Raw genomic sequence first — 26,555 nt, forward strand, 5'->3', positions numbered from 1 at the left:
CCTGTTATATTCCAGATAATTGAAAGGAAAAATTTATGAAAAAAGCAAAATTTAAAAGATGGGTACCGCTTTATCTGATGATGGCACCGGGGCTGATTTATCTTTTTATCAATAATTATATGCCGATGGCAGGACTTGTGGTTGCTTTCAAAAATTACAACGTGGTAGATGGAATCTTTGGCAGCCCATGGGCCGGTCTCAGCAATTTTACTTATCTGTTTAATGATGCGTGGACGATTACAAGAAATACGTTGCTTTATAATATTGTATTTATTATCATCAACCTGATTCTGGGAATTGCATTTGCCATCTTTATCTGTGATATTCGGAGCAAGGCATGCAAAACAATTTATCAAAGTGCAATTTTACTGCCGTTTCTTATGTCTATTGTAATTGTAAGTTATATCACTTTTGCCTTTTTCAGTGGGGATAATGGAATGCTGAATAAGACAATTCTTCCGTTTTTCGGGAAAGAAGCAATTAATTGGTATTCAGAATCCAAATATTGGCCTGTGATCCTGGTTATCGTAAATACATGGAAAGGTGTAGGATATGGATGCCTGATTTATATTTCCAGTATTTCCGGAATTGATCCTTCTTTTTATGAGGCTGCAGAACTGGATGGAGCTTCAAAGTGGAAACAGATCCGATACATTACACTTCCATCGATCATGCCGTCTGTAATCACTTTGACACTGTTAAACATTGGAAGAATTTTCTATTCTGATTTTGGATTATTCTATCAGGTTACACAAAATTCCGGTCAGCTTTATGATACCACCAATGTAATCGATACTTATGTATACAGGGCACTGCTTCAGTCCGGAAATATCGGAATGGCTTCAGCGGCAGGCTTTTATCAGTCCATTGTCGGATTTGCCTGTGTACTGCTGGCAAATGTGGTTGTGCGCAAATTAAGCCCTGAAAATGCAATGTTCTAGGAGGTAAAAAATGGTTAGAAGCAAAAGTGCAAAAAGATTTGAACGATTGGCACATACGGTCATGATACTGGTTACAATCTGTATTGTATTGCCGTTTATCTTGTTATTTATGTCATCTATTACCTCTGAAAGTGCTCTGGTTAGAGATGGATATTCCTTTTTTCCAAAAGAGTTCAGTATTCATGCCTATAAGTTTATCTGGGATAATGCTGCAAATGTATTCAGGGCATATGGAATTACAATACTGGTCACTGTAATAGGAACCAGTATTAATGTGGCAATGTCTGCATTGTTGGCGTATCCGCTTTCCCTGAAAAATCTTCCAGGAAAAAGAATCCTGAATTTCTACATATTTTTTACCATGTTATTTAATGGTGGACTGGTTCCTACATATCTCATGTATACAGGAATTTTCCATATCAATAACACACTGCTTGCATATATTGTGCCGGGACTTCTGATGAGTGCTATGAATGTTATGCTGATTCGTACATTCTTTGCAACCAGTATTCCGGATGCACTTTTTGAAGCAGCTCAGATTGACGGTGCAAGTCAATTCCAGATTTTTTTCAAAATTGTATTGCCACTGGGTAAACCCATTCTTATTGCCATGGGTCTGCTTTCCGGATTAGGATACTGGAATGACTGGACAAATGGTCTGTACTATATTAGAGATACGAAGTTATATGGCATTCAGAACCTTCTGAATAAGATGATTTCAGATTTGACAGCACTGACACAGAATGCTTCTGGTGCGTCAACTGTTGCAATTGCAGATATTCCATCTGCATCTGTCAGAATGGCAATAGCGTTTGTTGCAATGCTACCGATTTTATGCCTGTATCCGTTTTTACAGAGATATTTTACCAAAGGTATCGCGCTTGGTGCCGTAAAAGGCTGAAGATGTTTTGAAGGAAAGGTGGATTATTTTCCTGTAAATATTTAGTGTTTTCAGCAAAGATTTTTTCTGATAAGATGGGGAATAGAAAGTATTGGGGAAAAACGGTCGGAACGATCATTGCATCGCTTGAGAGATGTTGTTCTCAGAAAGAAAGGATAAAACATGAACGATTATAAATTGGATTTAGAGAAATATGCAACACTGGCGAGACAGGCAGCCGCAGAGGGATGTGTACTTCTGGAGAATGAGAAGCAGGCACTTCCTTTGAGAGAGGGAGAGAGTGTGGCTGTTTTTGGCCGCATGGCATTTCATTATTATAAAAGCGGACTTGGTTCCGGCGGTCTGGTGAATACGAGATATGTAGTGGGAATTCTGGATGCGCTGAAGGAGTGTAAAGAGATTCAACTGGATGAGAAACTGCTGGGTATTTATGCAAACTGGATTAAAGAGAATCCTTATGATGAAGGTCAGGGATGGGGTCGTGTTCCGTGGTCTCAGAAAGAGATGGAAGTTACAGAGGAAATGCTGGACTGCGCACGTAGCAACGATGTTTCGCTTGTTATTATAGGAAGAACTGCAGGTGAAGATCAGGATAATAATACGAATCTGGGAAGCTATTGTCTGACGGAGACGGAGGAGGATTTGATCTGCCGGGTCTGTGAGGTGAGTAAGTGCACAGTTGTGGTGCTGAATGTTGGAAATATTATTGATATGAGTTGGGTGGAGAAATATCATCCTCAGGCTGTGCTGTATGCATGGCAGGGTGGTCAGGAAGGTGGCAATGGTGTGGCTGATGTGCTGACCGGTAAAGTGTGTGCATGTGGGAAGCTGACAGATACCATTGCTGAGAGGATTGAGTATTATCCGTCTACGGAGAATTTTGGTGATCCATATAAGAATTATTATAAGGAAGATATTTATGTGGGTTATCGTTATTTTGAGACATTTGCGAAGGATAAGGTGCTGTATCCGTTTGGATATGGTTTGTCCTATACGAATTTTGAGACAAAGGCGGAGATTTTTAAGAATACTGAGGATGAACTCACAGTGGCTGCGACGGTTACCAATATCGGTGATGTGAGGGGCAAAGAGATTGTACAGGTTTATGTAAAAGCACCGCAGGGTAAACTTGGAAATCCGGCAAGAAAGCTGATCGGATTTGCAAAAACCCGGGAACTGGCACCGGGTGAAAAAGAAGAACTTGTTATCATCATTCCCAAATATGATATGGCCTCTTATGATGACAGTGGAGTGACAGGACACAAATCCTGTTATGTTCTGGAAGAGGGAACTTATGAAATTTTTGCAGGCAGTGATGTAAGAAGTGCGAAATCAGCAGGAATTTACGAAGAAGAATTACGTGTAATAGAACAGTTACAGGAGGCATATGCACCGATTGAGAAATTCCGGAGAATGAAAGCCGTTCTGAGAGCGGATGGAACTTATCAGGCAGTAACAGAAGAGGTTCCTGTCCGCACAGCAGATCCACATAAACGCAGAGAGGAAAGAATGCCGAAGACTCTGGAGTATACGGGAGATAAAGGCTATAAGCTGGCAGATGTACTGGATAAAAAAGTTTCTATGGATGAGTTTGTGGCACAGATCAGTGAGGCGGATCTGATTGCCATGTTCCGCGGTGAAGGAATGTGCAGTCCAAAGGTCACTGCTGGAACTGCAGCTGCATTTGGCGGTGTGACAGAGTCTTTGAAGGCTCTTGGAATCCCGGTGGGATGCTGCGCGGATGGGCCGTCAGGGATTCGTATGGATTGCGGTACGAAAGCGTTTTCTCTGCCAAATGGAACTTTGCTGGGCTGTACTTTTAATACGGAGCTTGTGGGTGAGCTGTATGAAATGACAGGGAGGGAACTTCGACTGAATAAGATTGATTCCCTGCTGGGACCAGGTATGAATATTCACAGGAATCCACTGAATGGTCGAAATTTTGAATATATTTCTGAGGATCCGCTTCTCACAGGAAGAATTTGTGCGGCTCAGGTGAAGGCAATGGCTAAATCCGGAATTGGAAGTACGATTAAGCATTTCTGTGGAAATAATCAGGAAGTGGGACGAAGTACTTCTGATTCTGTTATGTCTGAGAGATGTCTGAGAGAAATCTATCTGAAGGGATTTGAGATTGCAGTAAAGGAGGGGGGTGCACGTTCTGTAATGACTACTTATGGAAGTGTAAATGGGCTCTGGACTGCAGGTAGCTATGATCTGTGTACAACCATTCTGAGAAAAGAGTGGGGATTTCAGGGTATTGTCATGACTGACTGGTGGGCGAAGTCCAATTATGAGGGTCATCAGGCAGAGGTAACTGCGAAAGCTCCTATGGTAGCTGCCCAGAATGATATTTATATGGTAGTGAGTGATGCGAAGTCCAATCCGGAGAATGACGATGTGGAGGAAATGCTTCATGCAGGAAAAATTACTGTGGGAGAATTGCAGAGGAATGCAGCCAATATCCTGGGATTTCTGTTAAAAAGTCCTTCTGTTTTATTGTTGACAGACAGAATATGTAAAGAAGAGCTGGAGGCTATAAATACAAAGGAAGAGGACGATGTGGATGCCGGAAGTCTGGTAAGTATTGAAAGTGATTCGGTGACACAGAAAATTGTAATTGACGGTGCATTATTACATCCTGCAAAGGGAAAGGCAGATGTGATTGCTGTGACTAACGAGTTCATGGGTGATTTCACAATGAAGTTTACTTTGAAATCTGATCTTAGTGAGCTGGCTCAGCTTCCGGTTTCTGTATTTTTGGATAATATTCATAAGATGACTGTTTCAGTACAGGGAACCAATGGAAAATGGGTAGAAGAAAGCCGCATCCTGAATATGGGATTTGGTCATAATCACTATATCAAATTTTATTATGGTGCGGATAATCTTGAAATTAAAGAAATTGTGCTGACTCCGAATAGGTAAGACCAATTTTAGAAACGCTTGCAAAACTATATCCTTTATGGCATAATTATGAAAATACTCAGAACCTGCGAAAGATGAGTGATAATTGCTTTATAAAAGTGGTTATCTGTGGACTTTTTTAATGCGGAGCGGGCTGTTCAGAGGAAAAGTGTTACTGATGATTAGAACAGTGTTAAGAGTGATGAGGAAAAGATAATATGTCAGGTTTTACAAAGGAAATTATTGCAAAGACTTTTACAGAATTGCTGGATGAAAAGCCCATGTCTAAGATTACGGTGAAGGATATCGTGGAACGATGTGGTGTAAACAGAAATACTTTTTATTATCATTTTAAGGATATTCCGGATGTAGTGGAGTTTATTTTGAAAAAGAAGTGGGATGAGATTCTGGAACACCCACAGGACAGAGCCTCTATTCTGGAATGTATGGAAGAAATGGCAGATCTGGTGAGAAATAACAGAAAGGTTATGTTTAATGTTTACAGATCAGTGAAAAAAGATACGTTCCTTTTTTATATGAATGAGATTTCCAACTATATTATTATGGAATATTTTCGGAAAAATGCAGATCAGTTTGATCTTGATGAGGGAGAAATCCGGATTCTGATTCAATATTATAAGTGTCTGTTTATGGGATTTCTGATGGAGTGGCTGGATAATAATCTGAAATCTGATTTTGGAGAAGAAATGCGTCAGGCTTCCCGGCTTTTTGAAAAGCACCCGGAGCTACATGCGGTATTGAACAGATCAGAATAGAGTGAAAATACCTGTTGTTCCTGATATTTATTATAGCAATTCTCTTAAATGTATTATCTGAGAGAAGCGTTATAGGTAATTCCTTTAATTTTCATATTATACAAAATTAAGCTTATGTCTGTTTTTTGGACATGGGCTTTTTTTTGTCTATTTATTGTTAAAAAAATCACAGCTATAATAGCAGCCATAAAGAGATGAAAACAAGAGCCTGACAGTCACAGGTTCGGGTATATTTCAGAAGGGAGGAGCAATAGGATGGATGCACTGAAGCAGTTAAAATTAGCCAAGAATGGTTATATTATTATGTCTGTATTATTTATGGTTCTGGGTGCCTGTCTGATTATCTGGCCGGATTGTTCGATGGCAGTTTTCTGTACAGCAGTAGGGATTATGCTTATTGTATACGGATTGATAAAGATTCTGGGATATTTTTCCAGAGATATCTATTGTCTGGCATTTCAGTTTGATCTTGCCTTTGGAGTGCTGCTGGCAGCAGTAGGAATTATTATTATAGTACGCAGGAATGTAGTGGTGAATCTGATCTTTGGAATCTTTGGACTTCTGATCCTTGCGGATGCATTATTTAAAATTCAGATGTCGATAGATGCAAAGAAATTCGGGCTGAATCTCTGGTGGAGGATTCTCCTGGTAGCGATTCTGACAGGTGTTCTGGGATTTTTACTTTTGATAAGGCCGTTTGAGGCAGCAGAGATCATGATGATCCTGGTTGGTGTTTCGGTTCTGTTTGAGGGAATTCTGAATCTTTGTGTGGCGATTTACACTGTAAAAATTATTAAAAACCAGAAACAGGATATCATAGATATGGATGAATATTGATAAAATAATAAAAATATACCTGATACACAGGTGTTTATATATATCACATTACAACAAGGAGGAGCAATAACATGAAGTTAATGGACAAAGCAAAACAGGCTGCACTTGCAGCAGCAGTTAAAACAGGTCTGAGTTATCTGGAGAAGGACCCGGAAGTAAATATACCGAAACTGATGGAACTTGTAGATAAATTTGTACCGGATGGCTGGTATGAGTCACAGAGAAATGCAATCCGTAATGCGATTCAGGATAAGGACAGCAACTGGTATAAACTGATCCTGAGGATTTATGAGCTGGATCCGGGAGTACGTGAAGCATTCTTTACAAACTTTATTATCAATGCCAGCTTAAAGGGAAGTGCACTTCAGGAAGAAACAGCAGAAGAGAACAACTGTAATGTTCCATGGGCAATCCTTCTTGATCCTACAAGTGCCTGTAATCTGCACTGTACAGGATGCTGGGCAGCAGAGTATGGTCACAAACTGAATCTTGATTTTGACACCATCTGTTCTATTGTAGAGCAGGGCAGAAAAATGGGAACTTATATGTACATATATACAGGTGGTGAACCGCTGGTACGTAAGAAAGACCTGATGCGTATCTGCGAGAAATATCCGGACTGCGAGTTCCTTTCCTTTACAAATGGTACACTGATCGACGAAGAATTCTGCCAGGAAATGCTTCGTGTTAAGAACTTTGTTCCGGCAATCAGCCTGGAAGGTTCTGAGGAAGCAAACGACGGACGTCGTGGAGAAGGTGTATATCAGAAAGTTATGCATGCAATGGAACTTCTGAAAGCTCATAAACTTCCGTTTGGTGTATCTACCTGTTATACTTCTGCAAATGTGGACAGTGTAAGCAGCGAGGAATTTTTTGATCACATTATTGACTGTGGTGCATTATTTGTATGGTTTTTCCATTATATGCCGACAGGTAATGACGCTGTAGTAGAATTAATGCCGAATCCACAGCAGCGTGAGAAGATGTATCACAAGATCAGAGAGTACCGTTCTACAAAAGCTATTTTTGGAATGGATTTCCAGAATGATGCGCAGTATGTAGGAGGATGTATTGCAGGAGGAAGACGTTACCTTCATATCAATGCGAATGGTGATGTAGACCCATGTGTATTTATCCATTATTCTAATGCAAATATTTATGAAAATACTCTGCTGGAAGCATTGAAGAGTCCGATCTTCATGGCATATCATGACGGTCAGCCGTTTAATGAAAATATGCTTCGTCCATGCCCGATGCTTGAGAATCCGCAGAAGCTTCGTAAGATGGTTGAAGAATCCGGTGCGAAGTCTACAGATTTGCAATCTCCGGAGTCTGTGGAGCATCTCTGTGCGAAGTGTGATGCTTATGCAGAGCATTGGGCACCGAAAGCTGAGGAATTATTTCCTGTAAAAAATAAGTAACTTAATAATAAGAAAAAATATTAACTCAAAATTTAGCCAAAGTTATCAGAGAAAGTTCCCTGTCCGGTCATCCCCTGTCCGGATGGGGAACTTTCTCGTCTTTGAAAGGGGACGCGCGAAGCATTTAAAAAATAACTTGCCTGAGTGTGCGACATGTATTAAAGTTATGGTGTTAACCTGTATGATGGATATGTAGAAGTTCTCGTAAATAATGTATTTAAGAGGATTGCTGTAGATTTTTTAGTATGAGAGAGTGAGTAGGGATGTTAAAAACTTTTTTGGTAGAGGATGAAGTTGTGATCAGAGAGATGATTAAGAAGATGATTCCCTGGGAGCAGTATGGGTTTGAACTGGCAGGAGAAGCATCTGATGGGGAGATGGCACTGCCGTTGATATTAAAGAGCAAACCGGATCTTCTGATCACTGATATTAAGATGCCGTTTATGGATGGTCTGACATTATGTAAATTGGTGAAGAAGGAGTTGCCGGACATTAAGATTGTGATTCTTAGTGGCTATGATGACTTTAACTATGCGAAGCAGGCGATCAATATTGGTGTGGAGGATTATCTGCTGAAACCAATTACTAAGAATGCATTTATTGAGCGTCTGGAGGAGATTCATAATCGTTATGAACATGAGAAGACGCAGAAGGAATATTATGAGAAATTCAAACTGGAGATGCAGGAGTATGAGAGGAATGCGAGCCGTGATTTCTTTGAATCTCTGGTGAGGGCGGACTTTGATCTGGAAGAGATTTATCGGAGAGCAGATCGTTTGAATCTTGATATTGTGGCAGAGGCTTATAATATTCTGATTTTTACACCGGATGCTTCAGACAGCAGTTATAATTCGTCGGAAGGATATTCAGACTGGGAGGCAGAAGTACATAAGAAGATTGAGAATTATTTCCTCAGTCATCCGGTTGCGATGCTTTTCAGACATCAGGTGTTCAGTTATGCGATTCTGGTCAAGGGGCAGCGAGACACGATAAAGAAGAATACATGCGAATGTGTGGAAACAATTCAGAAGATCATGGAAGAAACCAGAGCAAATGTGGACTGGTTTGTGGCAGTCGGCGAGGAGGCAGACCGTCTGAGCAAAATTAAGCAGAGTTATCACACGGCGGCAAGAACTTATGCATTCCGTTATCTGTATGACGGGCATATTCTTTATTACAATATGCTTGAGCAGGTAAAGGAGAATTCAGCAGATACTTCAAAAACAGAAGCTGTTCAGCTTAAGAATGTGAATATCAATGCCCTGAATCCGGAAATCCTTCAGAAATTTTTAAGCAGTGGTCTGGAAGATGAAGTAGACAGTTTTGTCCATGATTATTTCCATGCTATTGGCAGGGAACCGATGAAATCACTGGTGTTCCGTAATTATGTGGTTTTGAATGTGCGTTTTTCTGTACTGTCATTTCTTAAGAAAATTGGATATGATGATACGGAATTGTCCAGAGAAGAGACAGATGATGTTGTGAAGAAGACAAGCCAGTCTACAGAAGCTTCTGTTGCATATGCAGAGGAAGTCCTGAAACGGGCCATTGCAATCCGTGATGAAAATGCAGGCAGTCAGAACAGAAGTGTGTTGAAGCAGGCAACAGATTTTATAGATGGACATTATATGGATGAAGAGATTTCTCTGAATAGAGTGGCGCATACGGCGAATGTGAGTGCCAATCATTTCAGCGCGCTTTTCAGTCAGAATATGGGACAGACATTTATTGAGTATCTGACTTCGCTTCGCATGGACAAGGCAAAGGAGCTGCTTCGCTGTACTTCCAAACGTTCCAGTGAGATTGCAGGGGAAGTGGGATATAAGGATGCGCATTACTTCAGCTATCTTTTTAAGAAAACTCAGGGAATAACTCCGAGTGAGTATCGTAAGACGAGAGGAGAAGTCTGATTCATGAAGCAGAAACAGGAGAAGCTGGAAACAAAGATGAAGTGGATGCTTCTGAGCACTATGATCCCTATGACAATTCTGATCATAGTGCTTCTTGTTTTTTTCTGGCATTATACAAATGAATATAATCAGTTGTCTAATAATCTGGCGGTGAGTTCGGAATATAATGCAAACTATAGAAATTCCAATAATGATATGAGCTTTAAAGATGAAGTGGATATGGATATCTATTATGTGACTATCGGGCGAAAAGGTAAGGACGGGCTGCCGACAGAGCAGGTAGACAAGGCAATCAGTACTGTGGAGAGTCTGAAGAAAACCACATCAAAGAAGGAAAGCCTGCGTTCTCTGAAATATCTGACTAACTATCTGGAGAATCTTAAGAAACGGATGAATCAGCTTCTTGAGATAAAGAATTATCAGGAACGACAGGAATTTGTGGCAAATAATACAGAAATCCTGACCACGCTCTTTGAGAAAGAAATGCAGAATTATATTTATCAGGAGGCGACGGAACTGGTGCAGATAGAGTCTCAGCTGGCTGGAAATGTACGTCTGACGATCATCACTATGTGTGCGGCGATTTTGGTTGCTACGGCTATTCTGCTGCGGCGTTCTTTCCGTCTGACATACAGCATTACCAAACCGATTTCTGAAATTCTCCATAATATTAAGAAGGTTGGAAAAGGAGAGTACAAAACTATTAATGCAGTATCTGCCGACAGTGTTGAAATCCAGGAGCTTGATGCCGGTACCAGAAAGATGGCAGGAAGGATTGAAGGGCTTCTTGAGAATGTGCGTAAGGAGCAGGAGGTACAGCATATGACGGAGCTGCAGCTGATCCAGGCACAGGTAAATCCGCATTTTCTGTATAATACACTGGACACTATTGTGTGGCTGGTGGAGGGTGGTATGCAGCAGGATGCAGTGGATATGATCACAAGTCTGTCTGTTTTTTTCCGCACTTCGCTTTCGAAGGGGAAGGATATCATTCCGCTGTCGGAAGAGAAACGCCACACATTGAGTTATCTGGAGATTCAGCAGTCAAGATACAGGGATATTATGGAATTTGAGATTAATATTCCGCCGGAACTGGATGAAGTGATGGTGCCGAAGCTTACTTTGCAGCCGTTAGCGGAGAATGCTCTTTATCATGGAATTAAGAATAAGCGTGGAAAAGGTAAGATTCTTATTGAAGGATTCAATCTGGGAGATGATATGATGCTGAGAGTGACTGACAATGGTCAGGGAATGACACCGGAACGTCTTTATGAAGTACAGGAAGCCATCCGCACCGGTGAACGTGCCGGGTTCGGACTTGCTGCGGTGTCAGAGAGAATTGTACTTTATTATGGTCCGGGTTATGGACTGAAGATTTCTTCTACAGAGGGAGAAGGTACGGTTATGGAAGTGTATATGGCGAAAAAAATTAACCGGGATAACAATTCAAGATAAACAAAGAAAAAGCTGCATGAAGTTAAGAATCTTAACAGATATGCAGCTTTTGTTATGTATTCAGGTGGATAAAGTCAATTATTTTATTGTTTATTCATATCCAATAACAGTTTTATGGCCTGCTGATAGAGACTTACGAAGGTCTGCCAAATAATGGAATGTATGAATTATGTCGACTAATGCTGAATTGTGCAAAGTGAATATAAAAGACAGATGATAATTTGTTTCTATATTTATAATGCACAATAAAAAATCCAACTTCCACAATAAAAAAACAAACCTTGTATAAATTGTGAACAAAATATGATAGAAGAATAAACTTTTTGCGGAAAATATTCTATGGAATTTTCCTGGATTTTTACTATAATAAAGACATCTTAAATGAATCGGGAGGATTTACAAAATGAAGAAAAAAATAGTGTCAGCTTTATTAACAGCAACAATGGTATGCGGTATGAGCGTTGTTCCGGCAGTGGGTGTAGCAGCAGCGGACGACACAATCACAGTTGGTTTCTCACAGGTAGGTGCTGAATCTGACTGGCGTACAGCTAATACAGAATCCATGAAATCCACATTCAGCGAAGAGAACGGATATGAATTAATCTTTGACGATGCACAGCAGAAACAGGAAAATCAGTTAACAGCAATCCGTAACTTCATCCAGCAGGAAGTTGATTACATTCTTTTAGCTCCTGTAACAGAGACAGGTTGGGATACAGTTCTCCAGGAAGCTAAAGATGCTGATATTCCTGTAATCATCGTAGACCGTATGGTTGATGTATCTGATGACAGCTTATATACAACATGGATCGGAACTGACTCCTTACTCGAAGGAAGAAAAGCAGCTGAATGGCTGAATGCATACACAACAGCTAAGGGAATCGATGCAAAAGATGTTAACATCGTTGATATCCAGGGTACAATCGGATCTACAGCTCAGATTGGACGTTCTAAAGGCCTTGAAGAAGGTGTTGACAACTATGGATGGAACTTACTTGCTCAGCAGTCCGGTGAATTCACACAGGCTAAAGGACAGGAAGTTATGGAGTCCATGCTGAAACAGTATGACAATATTAATGTTGTATACTGCGAGAACGATAACGAAGCATTCGGTGCTATCGATGCTATCGAAGCAGCTGGTAAAACAGTAGGATCTGATATCGCAAACGGTGAAATCATGGTTATGTCTTTTGATACAACAAATGCTGGTTTAACAGATACATTAGCCGGCAAGATCGCATGCGATGTTGAGTGTAACCCATTACACGGACCACGTGCAGAAGAACTGATCAAAGCTCTTGAAGCTGGTGAAGAAGTTGAAAAACTGAACTATGTAGATGAAGAAATCTTTGCTACAGATGATACAGTTGATAAAGTTAAAGCTGTAAACAGTCTTGATGAAGAGGGCGAATATGACGTAACACCTATCACACAGGAAATTATTGACGGACGTGCATACTAATTTTTGACAACAAATAATAGAAGTGTAATAGAAGGAATATAAATAATCCGGAGCGTGGTTCATAATTCGGAGAAACCCGGATTTATGAATCACGCTCTCTTTATGCCGAAATGATTTACAGATACCCGCTTTGCTGAAGCTTTTCAGTAAATGAGGGGTAAACCAGTATAGAAAGCAGGTGGAAAGAATATGGAACAAAATGTAGTATTGGAAATGCGTGATATCAGCAAAAACTTTACAGGAGTCCGTGCCCTTTCCCATGTGGACTTTACCCTTCGAAAGGGCGAAATCCACGCACTGATGGGGGAGAATGGTGCAGGTAAATCAACACTGATTAAGGTGCTGACCGGTGTACATGAATTTGAAAGTGGAACAATTCATATGGCTGGAAACAGTAATGCCATTATTAACCACTCGCCTCAGGAAGCGCAGGCAAATGGTATCAGTACAGTATATCAGGAGGTAAACCTTTGTCCCAACCTGACTGTAGCTGAGAACCTTTTTATTGGCAGAGAACCGAGAAAGATGGGAATGATTGATTGGAAGCAGATGAATGAGCGCTCAGGAAAACTTCTTGAGAGCCTGGACATTCATGTGCCGCCAACACAGATGCTGGATGAATGTTCCATTGCGATTCAGCAGATGATCGCAATTGCCCGTGCAGTGGACATGAAGTGCCAGGTACTGATTCTCGATGAACCGACATCTTCACTGGATGATGATGAAGTTGAAAAGCTGTTTGTACTTATGAGAAGACTTCGTGACGAAGGTGTAGGTATTATCTTTGTTACGCATTTCCTTGAGCAGGTATATGCAGTCTGCGACAGGATTACAGTTCTTCGTAATGGTGAACTTGTTGGGGAATATGAGACGAAAGATCTTCCGAGAGTAATGCTGGTTGCCAAGATGATGGGTAAGGATTTTGATGATCTTGCAGATATTAAAGGCGATCATAAAGACAAGAGAATCACAGATGCAGAACCTGTAATCGAGGCAAAAGGATTATCTCATAAGGGAACGATCAAACCGTTTGATATTACCATCAATAAAGGTGAGGTTATTGGTCTTACCGGACTTCTGGGTTCCGGACGTTCTGAATTGGTTCGTGCAATTTATGGGGCGGATAAAGCTGATACAGGAACTTTAAAAGTAAAGGGAAAAGAAGTAAAGATCAATACTCCGCTGGATGCCATGAAACTTGGTATGGCATATCTTCCGGAAGACAGAAAGGCAGAAGGTATTATTGCAGATCTTTCTGTAAGAGAAAATATTATTATAGCGCTCCAGGCTAAACGCGGTATGTTCCATCCATTAAGTAAGAAAGAAATGGAGGATGCTGCTGATAAGTATATTAAATTACTGCAGATTAAGACAGCAAGTCGTGAAACCCCGATTAAGAGTCTGTCCGGTGGTAACCAGCAGAAGGTTATCCTTGGAAGATGGCTTCTGACTAATCCGGATTATCTGATTCTGGATGAGCCGACCAGAGGTATTGATATCGGTACTAAGACAGAGATTCAGAAACTGGTTCTTGATCTTGCGGATCAGGGAATGGCAGTTACATTTATCTCCTCAGAGGTTGAGGAAATGCTCCGCACCTGCTCCCGTATGGCAGTTCTTCGTGATGGCCAGAAGGTAGGGGAGCTGGAAGAGGATGAACTTTCCCAGAGCGGAGTTATGAAAGCTATTGCCGGAGGTGACGATAAATAATGAATAAGAGTAAATTAAAGAAAATAACAAGTGCACGTCTGTTTCTTCCTATTGTGTGTCTGATCGCAGTACTTTTGCTGAATGTGATCAGAACACCGGATTTCTTTAATGTATCAATCCGAAACGGTGTACTCTATGGTTACATTGTTGATGTTATTAACCGTGCTTCAGAGCTGGTTATCCTTGCAATCGGTATGACACTGGTAACAGCAGCTTCCGGTGGACAGGATATCAGTGTTGGTGCGATCATGGCAGTTGCAGCGGCTGTCTGCTGTCAGATTCTTTCCGGCGGACAGGTTTCTGTAAATGATTACCAGAATCCTGTGATCCTGGCTGTTATCGCAGCACTTCTTGCATCTGCATTATGTGGTGCATTTAATGGATTTCTGGTTTCCAAGCTGAATATTCAGCCAATGGTTGCAACTCTGATCCTTTACACAGCCGGTCGTGGTATTGCTCAGCTGATCACAAACGGACAGATTACTTATATTCGTGTGGATTCCTTTAAGATGGCTGGTGGATATATTGGAAAATGCCCGATTCCTACACCTATTTTCTTTGCGATCATTACAGTTGTTATTGTGTACCTGATTTTGAAGAAGACTGCTCTTGGGCTTTACATTGAAAGTGTTGGTATCAATGGAAAGGCAGCTCGTCTTGTGGGATTAAATTCTACGATGATTAAATTCCTTACCTATGTTATCTGTGGTGTACTGGCTGGTATTGCCGGTATTGTGGCATCCAGCCGTATCTACTCTGCAGATGCAAACAACATTGGTCTTAACCTGGAAATGGATGCCATCCTTGCAGTTGCGCTTGGCGGAAACTTCCTTGGTGGTGGTAAATTCAGCCTGATCGGTTCCGTAATCGGTGCCTACACTATTCAGGCTCTGACCACAACACTCTATGCGATGAACGTAAAAGCAGACCAGCTTCCTGTTTATAAGGCAATCGTAGTTGTTATCATCGTTACACTGCAGAGTGATGTATTTAAGAAATATATTGCCAACTTAAAGGCTAAAAGAAGTGTGGCAGCAGAAGGAGGTCAGAAGTAATGAAAGCAAATGTACAGAAAAAGAAAATAACGGGAAATGGCTTCCTGCTTCTGATCACAATCGCATTATTTGTAGTAATGTATGTTGCAGGTATGATTGTTTTTGCTGATAAAGGTTTTGCAAAACCTCAGATGTTTCTGAACCTGTTTGTATCTAATGCGGGTCTTCTGGTTATTGCGTGTGGTCTTACAATCGTTATGATCACCGGTGGTATTGATATTTCCGTAGGTTCTGTTACTGCACTTGTATGTATGGTTCTTGCAGACCTTATGGAGAACAAAGGTGTGAACGCATATGCAGCAGTTTTAGTTGCACTGCTTATTGGTGTTGCTTTTGGTATTGTTCAGGGCTTCCTGGTAGCTTATCTGGATATCCAGCCATTCATCGTTACTCTGGCAGGTATGTTCTTCGGACGTGGTCTGACAGCTATCATCAGTACTGATATGATTTCTATCAAGAATGAGTTATTCCTGAAATGGGCAAATTACCGTTTCTATATGCCTTTTGGTTCAACCAGTAAGAAGGGTAAATTTATTCCGGCTTATATTCCGCCGACAGTTGTGATTGCTCTGATTGTTGTAATTCTGATCGCGGTTCTTCTGAAATATCGTAAGTTTGGACGTAAGCTTTATGCGATCGGCGGTAGCCGTCAGAGTGCATTAATGATGGGTCTGAATGTTAAGAAAACTATTTTTAATGCTTATGTTCTGGATGGTTTTCTTGCAGGCCTTGGTGGCTTCCTGTTCTGTTTGAACAGTTGTGCAGGTTTCGTTGAGCAGGCAAAGGGTCTTGAGATGGATGCAATTTCATCAGCGGTTATTGGTGGTACGCTTCTTTCAGGTGGTGTTGGTACTCCGATTGGTACTTTGTTTGGTGTGTTGATTAAGGGTACGATTTCCAGTTTGATTACTACTCAGGGTACTTTGTCAAGCTGGTGGACAAGAATTATTCTTTCTGCGTTGCTTTGTTTCTTTATTGTTATTCAGTCTGTTGTGGCTTCTATGAAGAAGAAAGCGAAATAAATGGTTGTATTATGAGACAAGCTGGGACTTTTGGGAGTCTTGGCTTGTTTTTTTTGTAGAGGAACGCGCGAAACAGCATCTCTCTGTGGGTTTAGTTCCGGGGGCTAAGTAACTCTAAGGTGGAGGAAATCCGCTAAAAGCATGAAGAAAAACGCAAAACTCGCTCCGCCTCCGACTTCGCTCAGACAGGTTGCTGTTTTTCTTCATAACGCGGATTTTCTCCGCCTAAGAGTTACTAAGCCCCCTCCAGATTCACCCACAGAGAGATGCTGTTTCGCGCTGGGTACTGGCAACGATTTAGAGCGAAGCAAGTAAATTTCTGATAAACTGTGGAGAAGATATTGGGGTATGGGCAGGTTGCGAAGAGGATGATGTTATTAACTTGAACGTGAGTATCGATACTTTATTATTATTGTTCGCTAGTAATATCCTGCGAAGCGTGTTATTGAGAACGGAGTGAACAGTAATGCTTTATTTGTTTATAACTGTGAATTATGATGGTTTGCTTGCCATGGGGGGAGTTTTATTTTATACTTTAAGCAATGAATGATGTTAAGGTTAAAGGGGATTTTGATCTTGATATTATTGAAATTATGTGAGAAATGTGGCTTTACTAATGGTTGAATGTGTAGTACAATCGTAACTTATTATGCGTTTATTTTAGGAGGATTATGATACAATGTGGATTGCAGATGGATGGAAAGATTATGAGGTTATCGATACTTCCTGTGGGGAGAAGCTGGAGCGTTGGGGGGATTATCTTCTGGTGAGGCCGGATCCGCAGGTTATATGGGATACGCCGAAGGTGAATAAGGGCTGGAAGCATATGAACGGGCATTATCACAGAAGTAAGAAGGGCGGCGGTGAATGGGAGTTTTTTGATCTGCCCGAGCAGTGGGATATTCATTATAAGGGACTTACCTTTAATTTGAAACCTTTTAGTTTTAAGCATACCGGGCTTTTTCCGGAGCAGGCGGTGAATTGGGACTGGTTTGGCAATAAGATCCGCAATGCGGGACGTCCGGTGAAGGTGTTGAATCTTTTTGCATATACAGGTGGTGCGACTCTGGCGGCAGCGGCAGCGGGAGCTTCTGTTACTCATGTGGATGCTTCTAAGGGTATGGTTACCTGGGCAAAGGAGAATGCGGTTGCTTCCGGTCTGGGAGATGCTCCGATCCGCTGGCTGGTGGATGACTGTGTGAAGTTTGTTGAGCGTGAGATCCGCAGAGGGAATCATTATGATGCGATCATTATGGATCCGCCTTCTTATGGACGTGGACCGAAGGGGGAGATCTGGAAGATTGAGGATTGTATCCATGACCTGATTAAGCTGTGTACAAAGATTCTCAGCGATGAGCCTTTGTTTTTCCTGATAAATTCTTATACAACAGGTCTGGCACCGGCAGTTCTTACTTATATGTTGTCTACTGAATTGAAAAAGTTCGGCGGGCATGTGGACTCTCAGGAGATCGGGCTTCCGGTAAGCTCTAACGGACTGGTTCTTCCATGTGGTGCTTCTGGAAGATGGGAGGCGTAGAAAGGTTTCCTTTTGTTTGTCATTGACGGAAAACTGCTTTTTAGCCGAATCAGTTAAGTCTCCTGCAGAGATTGTGAAAAGCAATTTCACATGAGTTCAATTTGAACTGTTTGGCGAGATGGGAGGAAACGTGATTATGAAGGAACTTAATTTAAAACATGAAGCCAAGCGTTACGGCTGTGCGGTTCTGGCTGCAACGATCATGGCGTTGAATATTAAGACATTTGTTCGTGCAGGCGGTCTTTTTCCGGGAGGATTTACAGGACTTACTCTGCTGCTCCAGAACATTTTTCAGACATTTATGGGGATTGCAGTTCCGTATACGCTGATTAATGTACTGCTGAACTCTATTCCTGTATTTATTGGTCTGAAATTTATCGGAAAGAAATTTACGATAAGTTCTGTCTGTGTGATCGTGCTTTCCGGTCTGCTTACAGATATTATTCCCAGTCAGCCGATCACTTATGATACATTGCTGATCAGTATCTTTGGCGGTCTGATCAATGGCTTCTGTATCAGTCTCTGTCTGATCGGTAATACCAGTACAGGTGGAACGGACTTTATTGCGATTTATTTTTCCGAGAAAAATGGCAGGGATATCTGGAATTATATCCTGTGTGGAAATGCAGTGATCCTGACAGTGGCAGGTTTGCTCTTTGGATGGGACAGAGCGCTTTACTCTATTATCTTCCAGTTTACTTCTACTCAGGTGATTCAGATGCTGCATCAGAGATATAAGAAGCATACGCTGTTCATTATCACGAAGGAGCCGTATCAGATTTATGAGGAGATTTTCAAACTTACCAATCATACGGCGACACGTTTTGAAGGTACCGGATGTTACACAGACGAGAAGACCAGTATGATCTATTCTGTAGTCTCTACAGAAGAAGCAAAATATCTGGTAAAGAAGGTACATGAGATCGATCCGAAGGCTTTTGTAAATATTATCAAAACCGATTACATAAACGGAAGATTTTACCAGAAAACAGATTATTAATTACTTGTATTCCCTTTCTGTGAGCGTATAATACAAGGTACAGGGAATTCTGTTCGTTCACGGGACTTTACTTAAGATTGGATGAACAGTAACCGGCACACAAGGAGGGTGATTTATATGGGTAATACAGCAGAAAGCACACTTCCTCACAGCAATACCTCAGGCTATGACCGCAAAGCCTGCAGGACATGCGCCTGTTCCACCTGTTATGAGCAGGAGTTCTGCGACAGATGCAGTTCCTGTCAGAATCAGTCACGGAAATTAGACAGGTGCAATGCTTACGAGGGGGCATATAACTATTAACCTCAACATATCCCTATCTGCTGCAAAATAATAAACAGTGGATGGGGATTTCTTTATAAAAAACAGTTATTATATTATAAGTATAAGCAATGTTTTTCTATAGCAAGCCTCTTAATCAATATGCATTATTTACGAGGGTTGCTATAAGTTTACAGATTCATAAGATGTATCTGATATAATAATTCTGTTACTTACTGATATAAACTTTCCGTAAGTTCTTTTGCTGATGAACTTTGCTATAGAATTTTTTGGGGGATGGCAGAATTTTGAATGGTTACAAAAGAACAATTATTTACAGGAGAAGAAAAAAATATGATCGTATATCACTATTGCAGTTTAGAATCATTGAATTCTATTTTGAAAAATCGTTCCCTCCGTTTGACAAATATTCTGAAATCCAATGATTCCATGGAGATCAGCTGGATCTGCAGGTATTATGACGCGGAATTTAAAAGAGCTTATGAAAATGCTTCAGATTTATTCAGATCAAAGATTTCATCAGAGAGATTGATGGGATATGTGAAACTGTTTACAGATGAATTTTTCAATGAAAATCATGCAGACTTCAGATATTATGTAACCTGTTTTTCGTATCAGAATGATCTGCTTAGTCAGTGGCGGGGATATGCGGATGACGGGCGCGGAGCTGCCATCGGATTTGACCTGGATGTATTAAAAGAAGTTGTAACGGTTTCTCCGGAGATTTCAAAGCCGTCAATTGTGTCATTACATAAGATCAGTTATTCTGAAACAGAGCAGAGAGAAGTTGTACATCAGATAGTGCATGAATTGGTTGATGAAATCGAGAAGATATTACAGAAAGAAGAACAATGTCGGGAAAGCATTGAGGAAAAGCAAGATTATGAAATAGAAGTACTGGATAAAGTCATGAACTGTTTTGAGAAAAAGTTTTTGAAATTATTTCAGGAATCTGTTTACATGAAAAATCCGTTTTTCAGAGAGGAAAGCGAAATCCGATTGTGCGAGTTTTCGCCGAAACAGTTTCTGATGGGAAGAGAAGTTGAACTTTCTCTCGGTGCACGTTTATATAACTATTCCTACTATGTAAAAGAAAGTCAGCTGATATCTTATGTGGATTTTGATTTTTCAGATTGCCTTGACCAGCTGATAAAAGAACTCGTTATAGGGCCAAAGTGTCTGATGTCAGAGAGAGACATGGAATATTATCTGACAACGCTCGGTCTGTCGAATTGTCGGGTAAAGAAATCGCATGGGACATATCGGTAATATATTTATAGCAATTCCCTTATATGGGCATATCAGACATCATGGAAAGGCAGATGAAAGACATGAAAAGAAAATTACCATTCAGAAAAGTGGCGGTATTTCTGATACTGGCATTATTTCTGACAGCAGGCATCAGTATGCGTGCAGTTACCGTAAATGCAGCTACATATGTGAAACAGGACAGAACCTCCGTCAGCATCACATCGAAGAAAACGGGATGGCAGAAAATAAACGGAGATTACTATTTTTATAATTCAAAGGGGCGTCTGATCTGCGGTTCTTTTAAGTATAAAGGTTATTATTACTACAGTATTGCCAACGGCAAACGTTTCACCGGGTGGATGAAGCGTTCCGGTAATAAATACTATTACAATCGTAAAAATGGTGCCATGTTCCGCAATCGCTGGGCTACAGGAGATAAATATACCTATTACTTTAATAAATCCGGCGTGGCAATTGCCAGGCAGTGGCTTACTCAGGATGGAAAAAAATACTATTTCCTCAGCAATTCCACCATGGCAAAGGGCTGGAAGAAGATAGGAAAATATTATTACTATTTCAGCAAGAAAACAGGAGTGATGGCAAAAAATACCTGGATAGGTAAATATTATGTAAACAGCAAAGGGCAGCGTGTAAAATCTTCAGATACTAAACCGACAAATACTAAACCAACAGTTACTCAAAGCGGCAATACTTACGAATACAAAAGCAGTACTCTTAATATTAAACTTGAACGCAAATCAGTCCATGGAATTTCCTACTGGGTAGCGCATATAAAGACATCCAATGCCAAACAGCTGAAATCCGCCCTCTCCAACGGAACTTATGGCGGATCCCGACAGACAACCTCTGATGCAGTATCCTCAAATGGAGGCATTATCGGAGTAAACGGCAGTGCTTTCGACTATGGTACAGGAAAACCATCCCCCCTTGGCATGTGCATCAAAAACGGGATTATCTATGGTGATTACATGACCAGTTATTCAGTCATGGCAGTAAAGAAAGACGGAACCATCTATACTCCGGCACAGGGACTTATGGGAAAAAATCTTCTTGCAGCCGGTGTAAAAGATACATATAATTTTGGTCCGGTTCTTATTAAAGATGGCGAAGCCCAGCTTCCATGGGCTGAAACAGAAAAATATTATCCACGTACAGCGGTAGGAATGGTAAAGCCCAACGATTATGTACTCCTTGTAACAGATACCGGCAGCTATAATGGTCTTAATCACTGGGATATGGTGAATATTTTCAAATCCTACGGCTGTACTTATGCTTACAACCTGGATGGAGGCGGTTCTGCAACCCTGTACTTTAATGGAAAAGTAATGAATAAACTTATCGGCAATACTCAGCGTCCATGCGCAGACTTCCTTTATTTCACCCGATAATCCTTTTCCAGATAAGAATCCCGTCTGCTTGCACATGCTGCCAAAGCCCAGCACACAAGAATCAGCAGCCCGATCCCCATAGCCAGCACAGCAAGCAGGATTACGATAATTGCGTGGATAAACATAGACATGGATGACCTCCTTTCACAGTCATTCGGTTATGAACTGAGCAGCGAAGCAGATGATTTTATCCGCCTGACTTGTCTCATTCACTGACTTGGATAAAAATGGATGTTGTATAAGGAGTAATAAAAAGATATCAGGATGACCTGACAAGAACAATTAAGACAGTTAAAAGATCTGTTAACTGATTTAAATATACGCTGTCACACTCAAAAAAGCAAGCCGAAACTTTCGAGGGATTTCGACTTGCTTTTTGGCTAATTATTTACGAGGCTTGTTATAAGTATCAGAGAAAGATGTTACGGCAATCCGGAATGAATTTGGGTTACGTTACTGAGAACAGAGGGAACAGTAACGATTGTTTTGGTAAAATATTAACAATTCCATAAAAACACTTGACAACCCTACTTTACCATACTAAAATGTAAAAAGCAAAAAAACTGTTGCCGTAGGAAAAACAAATGATTGCCCTATACGGAAAAAGGGACATCCTTCCATGGCAGAACAAGGAGGAATATTATGAAAAAATACAGCGACATGAGCAAAGAAGAACTGCTTACACTCAAAGCACAGCTGGATAAAGAATACGCAGATATCAAAGCAAAGGGCTTAGCTCTCGATATGTCACGTGGAAAACCGTCAGCAGACCAGCTCGATCTCTCAATGGGATTAATGAACGTATTAAGCAGCGATTCAGACCTCAAGTGCGAAACAGGAGTAGACTGCCGTAACTACGGTGTTATCGACGGAATCCCGGAAGCTAAACGCCTCCTTGGAGAAATGTCCGAAGTAGATCCGGATCACATCATCATCTATGGAAACTCAAGCTTAAACGTTATGTTTGACAGCATTGCACGTTCTATGACACAGGGTGTAATGGGAAATACCCCATGGTGCAAACTTGATAAGGTAAAATTCCTCTGTCCTGTACCGGGATATGACCGCCATTTCAAGATCACAGAATTTTTCGGAATCGAAATGATCAACGTGCCAATGACACCACAGGGACCGGACATGGATATGGTAGAGAAGCTTGTCAGTGAAGACGCATCCATCAAAGGAATCTGGTGTGTGCCGAAATACTCCAACCCACAGGGATATACTTATTCAGCAGAAACAGTAGAGCGCTTTGCGCATCTGAAACCGGCAGCACCTGATTTCCGTATCTACTGGGATAACGCATACAGCATTCATCATCTCTATGATGACAATCAGGACTTCCTTGTAGAAATCCTTGAAGCATGTGCAAAAGCAGGAAATCCTGATCTTGTATATAAATTTACATCAACATCAAAAGTCAGCTTCCCGGGTTCCGGTATTGCAGCAGTTGCAGCTTCCAAAGCAAACCTGGAAGATTTCCGCAGCTACATGCAGATCCAGACAATCGGACATGACAAATTAAACCAGTTACGTCATGTAAAATTCTTCAAAAATATCGACGGTCTTCATGAACACATGAGAAAACATGCGGCAATTCTCCGTCCGAAATTTGAAATGGTCCTTAACACACTGGACAGAGAACTTGGCGGTCTTGGAATCGGCGAGTGGACAAAACCACATGGTGGATACTTCATTTCCTTTGATTCAATGGAAGGATGTGCAAAAGCTATTGTTGCCAAGGCAAAAGAAGCAGGTGTTGTACTTACAGGAGCAGGCGCAACTTATCCATATGGAAAAGATCCGAAAGACTCCAATATCCGTATTGCGCCAAGCTTCCCGACTCCTGAGGATCTTGGAAAAGCAGCAGAAGTGTTCGTACTCTGTGTTAAACTTACAAGTGTAGAGAAACTACTGGCTACTGTTCGCTGATAATATCCCGCGAGGTGTTTTTTGTGAGCGAAGATCACAGAAAACCCGAGACATACCGCGCGAATTTATGCAATTAGCATAAATTCTGTGCATCGCGAAGCGTGTTACTGTGAACGGAGTGAACAGTAACACTACTGGAAAACGCATAAAAGAGAATAATCGTATTTACTTTCTGGATAAATAATGTGATAATAAAACTGCCCGGCATAATTTCTTGCCGGGCGGTTGCTGTTTATAAAAAAGAAAGGAGAGGATGTCGTGAGCAGCAGAAAGAAAATCATGATCACCCTGATCATAATCTTGCTCCTGCTGACTGCCGGAGTATATGGATATGGTGTATACTATTTCACAGAGCATTTCTTACCGGGATCAATGGTAAACGGATTCAACTGTTCCTATATGACAGTATCCCAGTCAGAAGAATTGCTTACGCAGAAGGTGGGAGCATATGTTCTTACTATTGACACCAGAAATAACGGACAGGAAAGTATCACAGCAAAACAGGCGGGACTTTCCTATGACTCAGATGGAAGTGTTGATAAACTGATCAGAAATCAGGATCGTTTTACATGGTTTCTTGCTTTTAACCAGCACAGGAATTATGAGGTGTCCTCCTCCATTAAATATAATGAGCAGAAGACAGAGGCCGCCATTTCCGAACTGAAATGTATGCAGCAGGAGAATATGACAGAGCCTTCGGATGCTCATATAGAAGAGAAAGACGATAAGTTTGTAATTGTTCCTGAGCAGGAGGGAACTGCATTGAAACCAGAAAAAACAAGTCAGGATATTATAGATGCTCTTGTCACAGGACGAACGCCGGTTGATCTGGAAGCAGATGGATGCTACAAAGAACCGAAAGTTTATCAGAGTGATGAAACTCTGACGAAGAATTGTGAACTGATAAACAAACTTACGGATGTAGTGATAACTTATGATTTTGACGATTGCACAGAGACAGTAGACAGAGATATGATCAAAAACTGGCTCACAACAGATGAAAACGGTCTTTATACACTTGACAAAAAACAGATAGAAGCATATATCAGTGAACTGGCGGCTAAATATGATACGGTTGGAACAGAGAGAACATTTAATACATATGATGGTCGTGAGATTACTGTCAGCGGAGGGAATTATGGCTGGCAGATCGATCAGAAAGCGGAGCTGAAAGAACTTACAGAACTGATAAAAAACGGAGAAACCCAGGTCAGAGAACCTGTTTATTCCCATGAAGGTCTGGTCAGGAAAACAAATGATATCGGATATACGTATATAGAGATTGACCTGACGGCCCAGAGAATGGTATTCTATAAAGATGGAACGCCGACTGCGGATGCGCAGATCGTATCCGGAAATCCATTCGTGCCCAACTGTGCAACTCCTGTGGGATGTTATACAACAGGTGAAATGAAGAGCGGATGTACAGTGAACGGAGAGGACTATCCTTCTGCTGTAAATTACTGGATCCCATTCGATGGAAATCTGGGGATCAGTGATGCTCCATGGAGAATGGATTTCGGAGGACAGCTTTATGAATTTGAAGGCACACATGGAAGCATCTGTGCACCATCCGATCAGGTGCAGATCATTTTCAGCAATGTTGAGAAGAACACACCGATTGTTATTTATGAATAAAGGAGAAAAATGATGAAGATTGTAGTATTAGCGGGGGGAACAAGTACAGAACGTACTGTCTCCATTACATCAGGAACAGGAATATGTAAGGCATTACGACAGAAAGGACATCAGGCGATTCTTGTGGATATTTTTTGCGGCATTGAGAATGTGGACCGGGAGAATCCGTTTCCGTCAGAGTATGATGTGGACGCAGCATCAGAATATATGTCAGCATTTAACGACAGGATTGAACAGATGAAAAAAGAGAGAAGAAGCTTCTTCGGACCAAACGTGCTGAAACTCTGCGAGGCGGCTGACATTGTTTTCCTGGGACTTCATGGTGCGAACGGAGAAGATGGAAAAGTACAGGCAACATTTGACCTGATGGGAATCAAATATACAGGAACCGGATATTTAAGCAGTGCCCTGGCAATGGATAAGGGAATCACCAAGCAGATGTTCCTGATGAATAATGTACCAACACCGCGGGGAGTGTCTATGGTAAAAGAAGAAATGACCACAGATCTGAAAGCACTTGGAATGGAATTTCCTGTAGTTGTAAAAACCTGCTGTGGCGGTTCCAGTGTAGGTGTTTATATTGTGAATGATCAGGCCGAATATGAGCAGGCTCTCAAAGACGCTTATTCTTATGAAAATGAAGTCGTGGTCGAAGAATATATAAAAGGACGTGAATTTTCAGTAGCGGTTGTGGACGGAAAAGCTTATCCGATCATCGAAATTGCTCCGCTTCAGGGATTCTATGATTATAAGAATAAATATCAGGCCGGCTCTACGATTGAGACCTGTCCTGCCGAAATTTCACCGGAACTCACAGAGAAAATGCAGCATTATGCGGAAGCAGGAGCCAAAGCTCTGTTTATGGAAGGATACTGCCGTCTTGATTTCATGATGAAGGAGAATGGAGATATGTATTGTCTGGAAGCAAATACTCTTCCCGGAATGACACCAACCAGTCTGATTCCGCAGGAGGCAAAAGTTCTGGGAATCGACTATCCGACTTTATGTGAGAAACTGATTGAAGTTTCCATGAAAAAATATCCGACGCAGGATTTCACACTATAGAGCGTGTCTGCAGTAATTTATAGAATTGTTATAGATGCATTATT

Annotated in this window: 21 protein-coding genes; 20 read left to right on the forward strand and 1 reads right to left on the reverse strand. The window is 41.2% G+C overall.

Annotated features, from left to right (window positions below; genetic code table 11):
- Positions 1-35 precede the first annotated feature (35 nt).
- From ACESZG_RS15065 to ACESZG_RS15145, 17 genes are all read left to right on the forward strand, one after another.
- Positions 36-941 (forward strand): sugar ABC transporter permease, encoded by a 906-nt coding sequence (locus ACESZG_RS15065; protein WP_008705047.1) that lies wholly within the window; start codon positions 36-38, stop codon positions 939-941.
- A gap of 10 nt (positions 942-951) precedes the next feature.
- On the forward strand, positions 952-1,842 hold the full coding sequence (locus ACESZG_RS15070; protein WP_008705044.1) for a carbohydrate ABC transporter permease: 891 nt from the start codon (positions 952-954) through the stop codon (positions 1,840-1,842).
- Positions 1,843-2,004: 162 nt separating this feature from the next.
- Entirely contained in the window at positions 2,005-4,770 is a 2,766-nt protein-coding gene (locus tag ACESZG_RS15075) for a glycoside hydrolase family 3 C-terminal domain-containing protein (RefSeq protein WP_373218666.1), read from the forward strand.
- Positions 4,771-4,967: 197 nt separating this feature from the next.
- Entirely contained in the window at positions 4,968-5,525 is a 558-nt protein-coding gene (locus tag ACESZG_RS15080; RefSeq protein WP_022381285.1) for a TetR/AcrR family transcriptional regulator C-terminal domain-containing protein, read from the forward strand.
- A 255-nt stretch (positions 5,526-5,780) separates the two neighbouring features.
- On the forward strand, positions 5,781-6,362 hold the full coding sequence (locus ACESZG_RS15085) for an HdeD family acid-resistance protein (protein WP_008705039.1): 582 nt from the start codon (positions 5,781-5,783) through the stop codon (positions 6,360-6,362).
- Between the two features lie 71 nt (positions 6,363-6,433).
- Positions 6,434-7,783, forward strand: coding sequence for a radical SAM protein (locus ACESZG_RS15090; protein ID WP_118331569.1), 1,350 nt, complete (start codon positions 6,434-6,436; stop codon positions 7,781-7,783).
- Positions 7,784-8,046: 263 nt separating this feature from the next.
- Entirely contained in the window at positions 8,047-9,693 is a 1,647-nt protein-coding gene (locus ACESZG_RS15095) for a response regulator (protein ID WP_373218669.1), read from the forward strand.
- Between the two features lie 3 nt (positions 9,694-9,696).
- The gene (locus ACESZG_RS15100; protein ID WP_008705034.1) at positions 9,697-11,148 is read left to right on the forward strand and encodes a sensor histidine kinase; all 1,452 of its coding nucleotides are present in this window, start codon (positions 9,697-9,699) and stop codon (positions 11,146-11,148) included.
- A gap of 403 nt (positions 11,149-11,551) precedes the next feature.
- Entirely contained in the window at positions 11,552-12,610 is a 1,059-nt protein-coding gene (locus ACESZG_RS15105) for an ABC transporter substrate-binding protein (RefSeq protein WP_008705032.1), read from the forward strand.
- Between the two features lie 189 nt (positions 12,611-12,799).
- Positions 12,800-14,320, forward strand: coding sequence for a sugar ABC transporter ATP-binding protein (locus ACESZG_RS15110; RefSeq protein WP_008705031.1), 1,521 nt, complete (start codon positions 12,800-12,802; stop codon positions 14,318-14,320).
- Positions 14,320-15,375: an ABC transporter permease gene (locus tag ACESZG_RS15115; protein WP_008705030.1), complete on the forward strand. Its 1,056-nt coding sequence runs from the start codon at positions 14,320-14,322 to the stop codon at positions 15,373-15,375. The genes ACESZG_RS15110 and ACESZG_RS15115 overlap by 1 nt, the downstream gene beginning before the upstream one ends.
- Positions 15,375-16,397 (forward strand): ABC transporter permease, encoded by a 1,023-nt coding sequence (locus ACESZG_RS15120; RefSeq protein WP_008705029.1) that lies wholly within the window; start codon positions 15,375-15,377, stop codon positions 16,395-16,397. The genes ACESZG_RS15115 and ACESZG_RS15120 overlap by 1 nt, the downstream gene beginning before the upstream one ends.
- A gap of 679 nt (positions 16,398-17,076) precedes the next feature.
- Positions 17,077-17,934, forward strand: a complete 858-nt coding sequence (locus tag ACESZG_RS15125; protein ID WP_008705027.1) for a class I SAM-dependent methyltransferase — start codon at positions 17,077-17,079, stop codon at positions 17,932-17,934.
- Between the two features lie 136 nt (positions 17,935-18,070).
- Complete coding sequence (locus ACESZG_RS15130; RefSeq protein WP_081017093.1) at positions 18,071-18,934, forward strand: YitT family protein; 864 nt, start codon at positions 18,071-18,073, stop codon at positions 18,932-18,934.
- Positions 18,935-19,051: 117 nt separating this feature from the next.
- Entirely contained in the window at positions 19,052-19,237 is a 186-nt protein-coding gene (locus ACESZG_RS15135) for a hypothetical protein (RefSeq protein ID WP_118338699.1), read from the forward strand.
- Positions 19,238-19,507: 270 nt separating this feature from the next.
- Complete coding sequence (locus ACESZG_RS15140) at positions 19,508-20,485, forward strand: DUF2971 domain-containing protein (protein ID WP_373218673.1); 978 nt, start codon at positions 19,508-19,510, stop codon at positions 20,483-20,485.
- A 62-nt stretch (positions 20,486-20,547) separates the two neighbouring features.
- Positions 20,548-21,876: a phosphodiester glycosidase family protein gene (locus ACESZG_RS15145; RefSeq protein WP_195990486.1), complete on the forward strand. Its 1,329-nt coding sequence runs from the start codon at positions 20,548-20,550 to the stop codon at positions 21,874-21,876.
- On the opposite strand, the gene ACESZG_RS15150 is transcribed toward ACESZG_RS15145, so the two are convergent.
- The gene (locus ACESZG_RS15150) at positions 21,861-22,007 is read right to left on the reverse strand and encodes a hypothetical protein (RefSeq protein WP_008705017.1); all 147 of its coding nucleotides are present in this window, start codon (positions 22,005-22,007) and stop codon (positions 21,861-21,863) included. The two genes, ACESZG_RS15145 and ACESZG_RS15150, sit on opposite strands and share 16 nt — an antisense overlap.
- A gap of 511 nt (positions 22,008-22,518) precedes the next feature.
- Between ACESZG_RS15150 and ACESZG_RS15155 the strand changes: the two genes are divergently transcribed.
- The 3 genes from ACESZG_RS15155 to ACESZG_RS15165 all read left to right on the forward strand — a co-directional run bounded on the left by ACESZG_RS15155 (position 22,519) and on the right by ACESZG_RS15165 (position 26,511).
- Positions 22,519-23,808, forward strand: coding sequence for a hypothetical protein (locus ACESZG_RS15155; protein ID WP_022380885.1), 1,290 nt, complete (start codon positions 22,519-22,521; stop codon positions 23,806-23,808).
- A gap of 258 nt (positions 23,809-24,066) precedes the next feature.
- On the forward strand, positions 24,067-25,446 hold the full coding sequence (locus ACESZG_RS15160) for a peptidoglycan binding domain-containing protein (protein ID WP_118588117.1): 1,380 nt from the start codon (positions 24,067-24,069) through the stop codon (positions 25,444-25,446).
- Positions 25,447-25,458: 12 nt separating this feature from the next.
- Positions 25,459-26,511 (forward strand): D-alanine--D-alanine ligase, encoded by a 1,053-nt coding sequence (locus ACESZG_RS15165; protein WP_008705012.1) that lies wholly within the window; start codon positions 25,459-25,461, stop codon positions 26,509-26,511.
- The last annotated feature ends 44 nt before the right edge of the window (positions 26,512-26,555 follow it).

Source organism: Blautia sp. Marseille-P2398, assembly GCF_964240315.1.
Classification (GTDB): Bacteria; Bacillota; Clostridia; order Lachnospirales; family Lachnospiraceae; genus Blautia_A; species Blautia_A wexlerae.

Coding starts and splice junctions, on each gene's coding strand:
- ACESZG_RS15065 (WP_008705047.1), top strand. CDS start 36: ATGAAAAAAGCAAAATTTAAAAGATGGGTACCGCTTTATCTGATGATG.
- ACESZG_RS15070 (WP_008705044.1), top strand. CDS start 952: ATGGTTAGAAGCAAAAGTGCAAAAAGATTTGAACGATTGGCACATACG.
- ACESZG_RS15075 (WP_373218666.1), top strand. CDS start 2,005: ATGAACGATTATAAATTGGATTTAGAGAAATATGCAACACTGGCGAGA.
- ACESZG_RS15080 (WP_022381285.1), top strand. CDS start 4,968: ATGTCAGGTTTTACAAAGGAAATTATTGCAAAGACTTTTACAGAATTG.
- ACESZG_RS15085 (WP_008705039.1), top strand. CDS start 5,781: ATGGATGCACTGAAGCAGTTAAAATTAGCCAAGAATGGTTATATTATT.
- ACESZG_RS15090 (WP_118331569.1), top strand. CDS start 6,434: ATGAAGTTAATGGACAAAGCAAAACAGGCTGCACTTGCAGCAGCAGTT.
- ACESZG_RS15095 (WP_373218669.1), top strand. CDS start 8,047: ATGTTAAAAACTTTTTTGGTAGAGGATGAAGTTGTGATCAGAGAGATG.
- ACESZG_RS15100 (WP_008705034.1), top strand. CDS start 9,697: ATGAAGCAGAAACAGGAGAAGCTGGAAACAAAGATGAAGTGGATGCTT.
- ACESZG_RS15105 (WP_008705032.1), top strand. CDS start 11,552: ATGAAGAAAAAAATAGTGTCAGCTTTATTAACAGCAACAATGGTATGC.
- ACESZG_RS15110 (WP_008705031.1), top strand. CDS start 12,800: ATGGAACAAAATGTAGTATTGGAAATGCGTGATATCAGCAAAAACTTT.
- ACESZG_RS15115 (WP_008705030.1), top strand. CDS start 14,320: ATGAATAAGAGTAAATTAAAGAAAATAACAAGTGCACGTCTGTTTCTT.
- ACESZG_RS15120 (WP_008705029.1), top strand. CDS start 15,375: ATGAAAGCAAATGTACAGAAAAAGAAAATAACGGGAAATGGCTTCCTG.
- ACESZG_RS15125 (WP_008705027.1), top strand. CDS start 17,077: ATGTGGATTGCAGATGGATGGAAAGATTATGAGGTTATCGATACTTCC.
- ACESZG_RS15130 (WP_081017093.1), top strand. CDS start 18,071: ATGAAGGAACTTAATTTAAAACATGAAGCCAAGCGTTACGGCTGTGCG.
- ACESZG_RS15135 (WP_118338699.1), top strand. CDS start 19,052: ATGGGTAATACAGCAGAAAGCACACTTCCTCACAGCAATACCTCAGGC.
- ACESZG_RS15140 (WP_373218673.1), top strand. CDS start 19,508: ATGGTTACAAAAGAACAATTATTTACAGGAGAAGAAAAAAATATGATC.
- ACESZG_RS15145 (WP_195990486.1), top strand. CDS start 20,548: ATGAAAAGAAAATTACCATTCAGAAAAGTGGCGGTATTTCTGATACTG.
- ACESZG_RS15150 (WP_008705017.1), bottom strand. CDS start 22,007: ATGTCTATGTTTATCCACGCAATTATCGTAATCCTGCTTGCTGTGCTG.
- ACESZG_RS15155 (WP_022380885.1), top strand. CDS start 22,519: ATGAAAAAATACAGCGACATGAGCAAAGAAGAACTGCTTACACTCAAA.
- ACESZG_RS15165 (WP_008705012.1), top strand. CDS start 25,459: ATGAAGATTGTAGTATTAGCGGGGGGAACAAGTACAGAACGTACTGTC.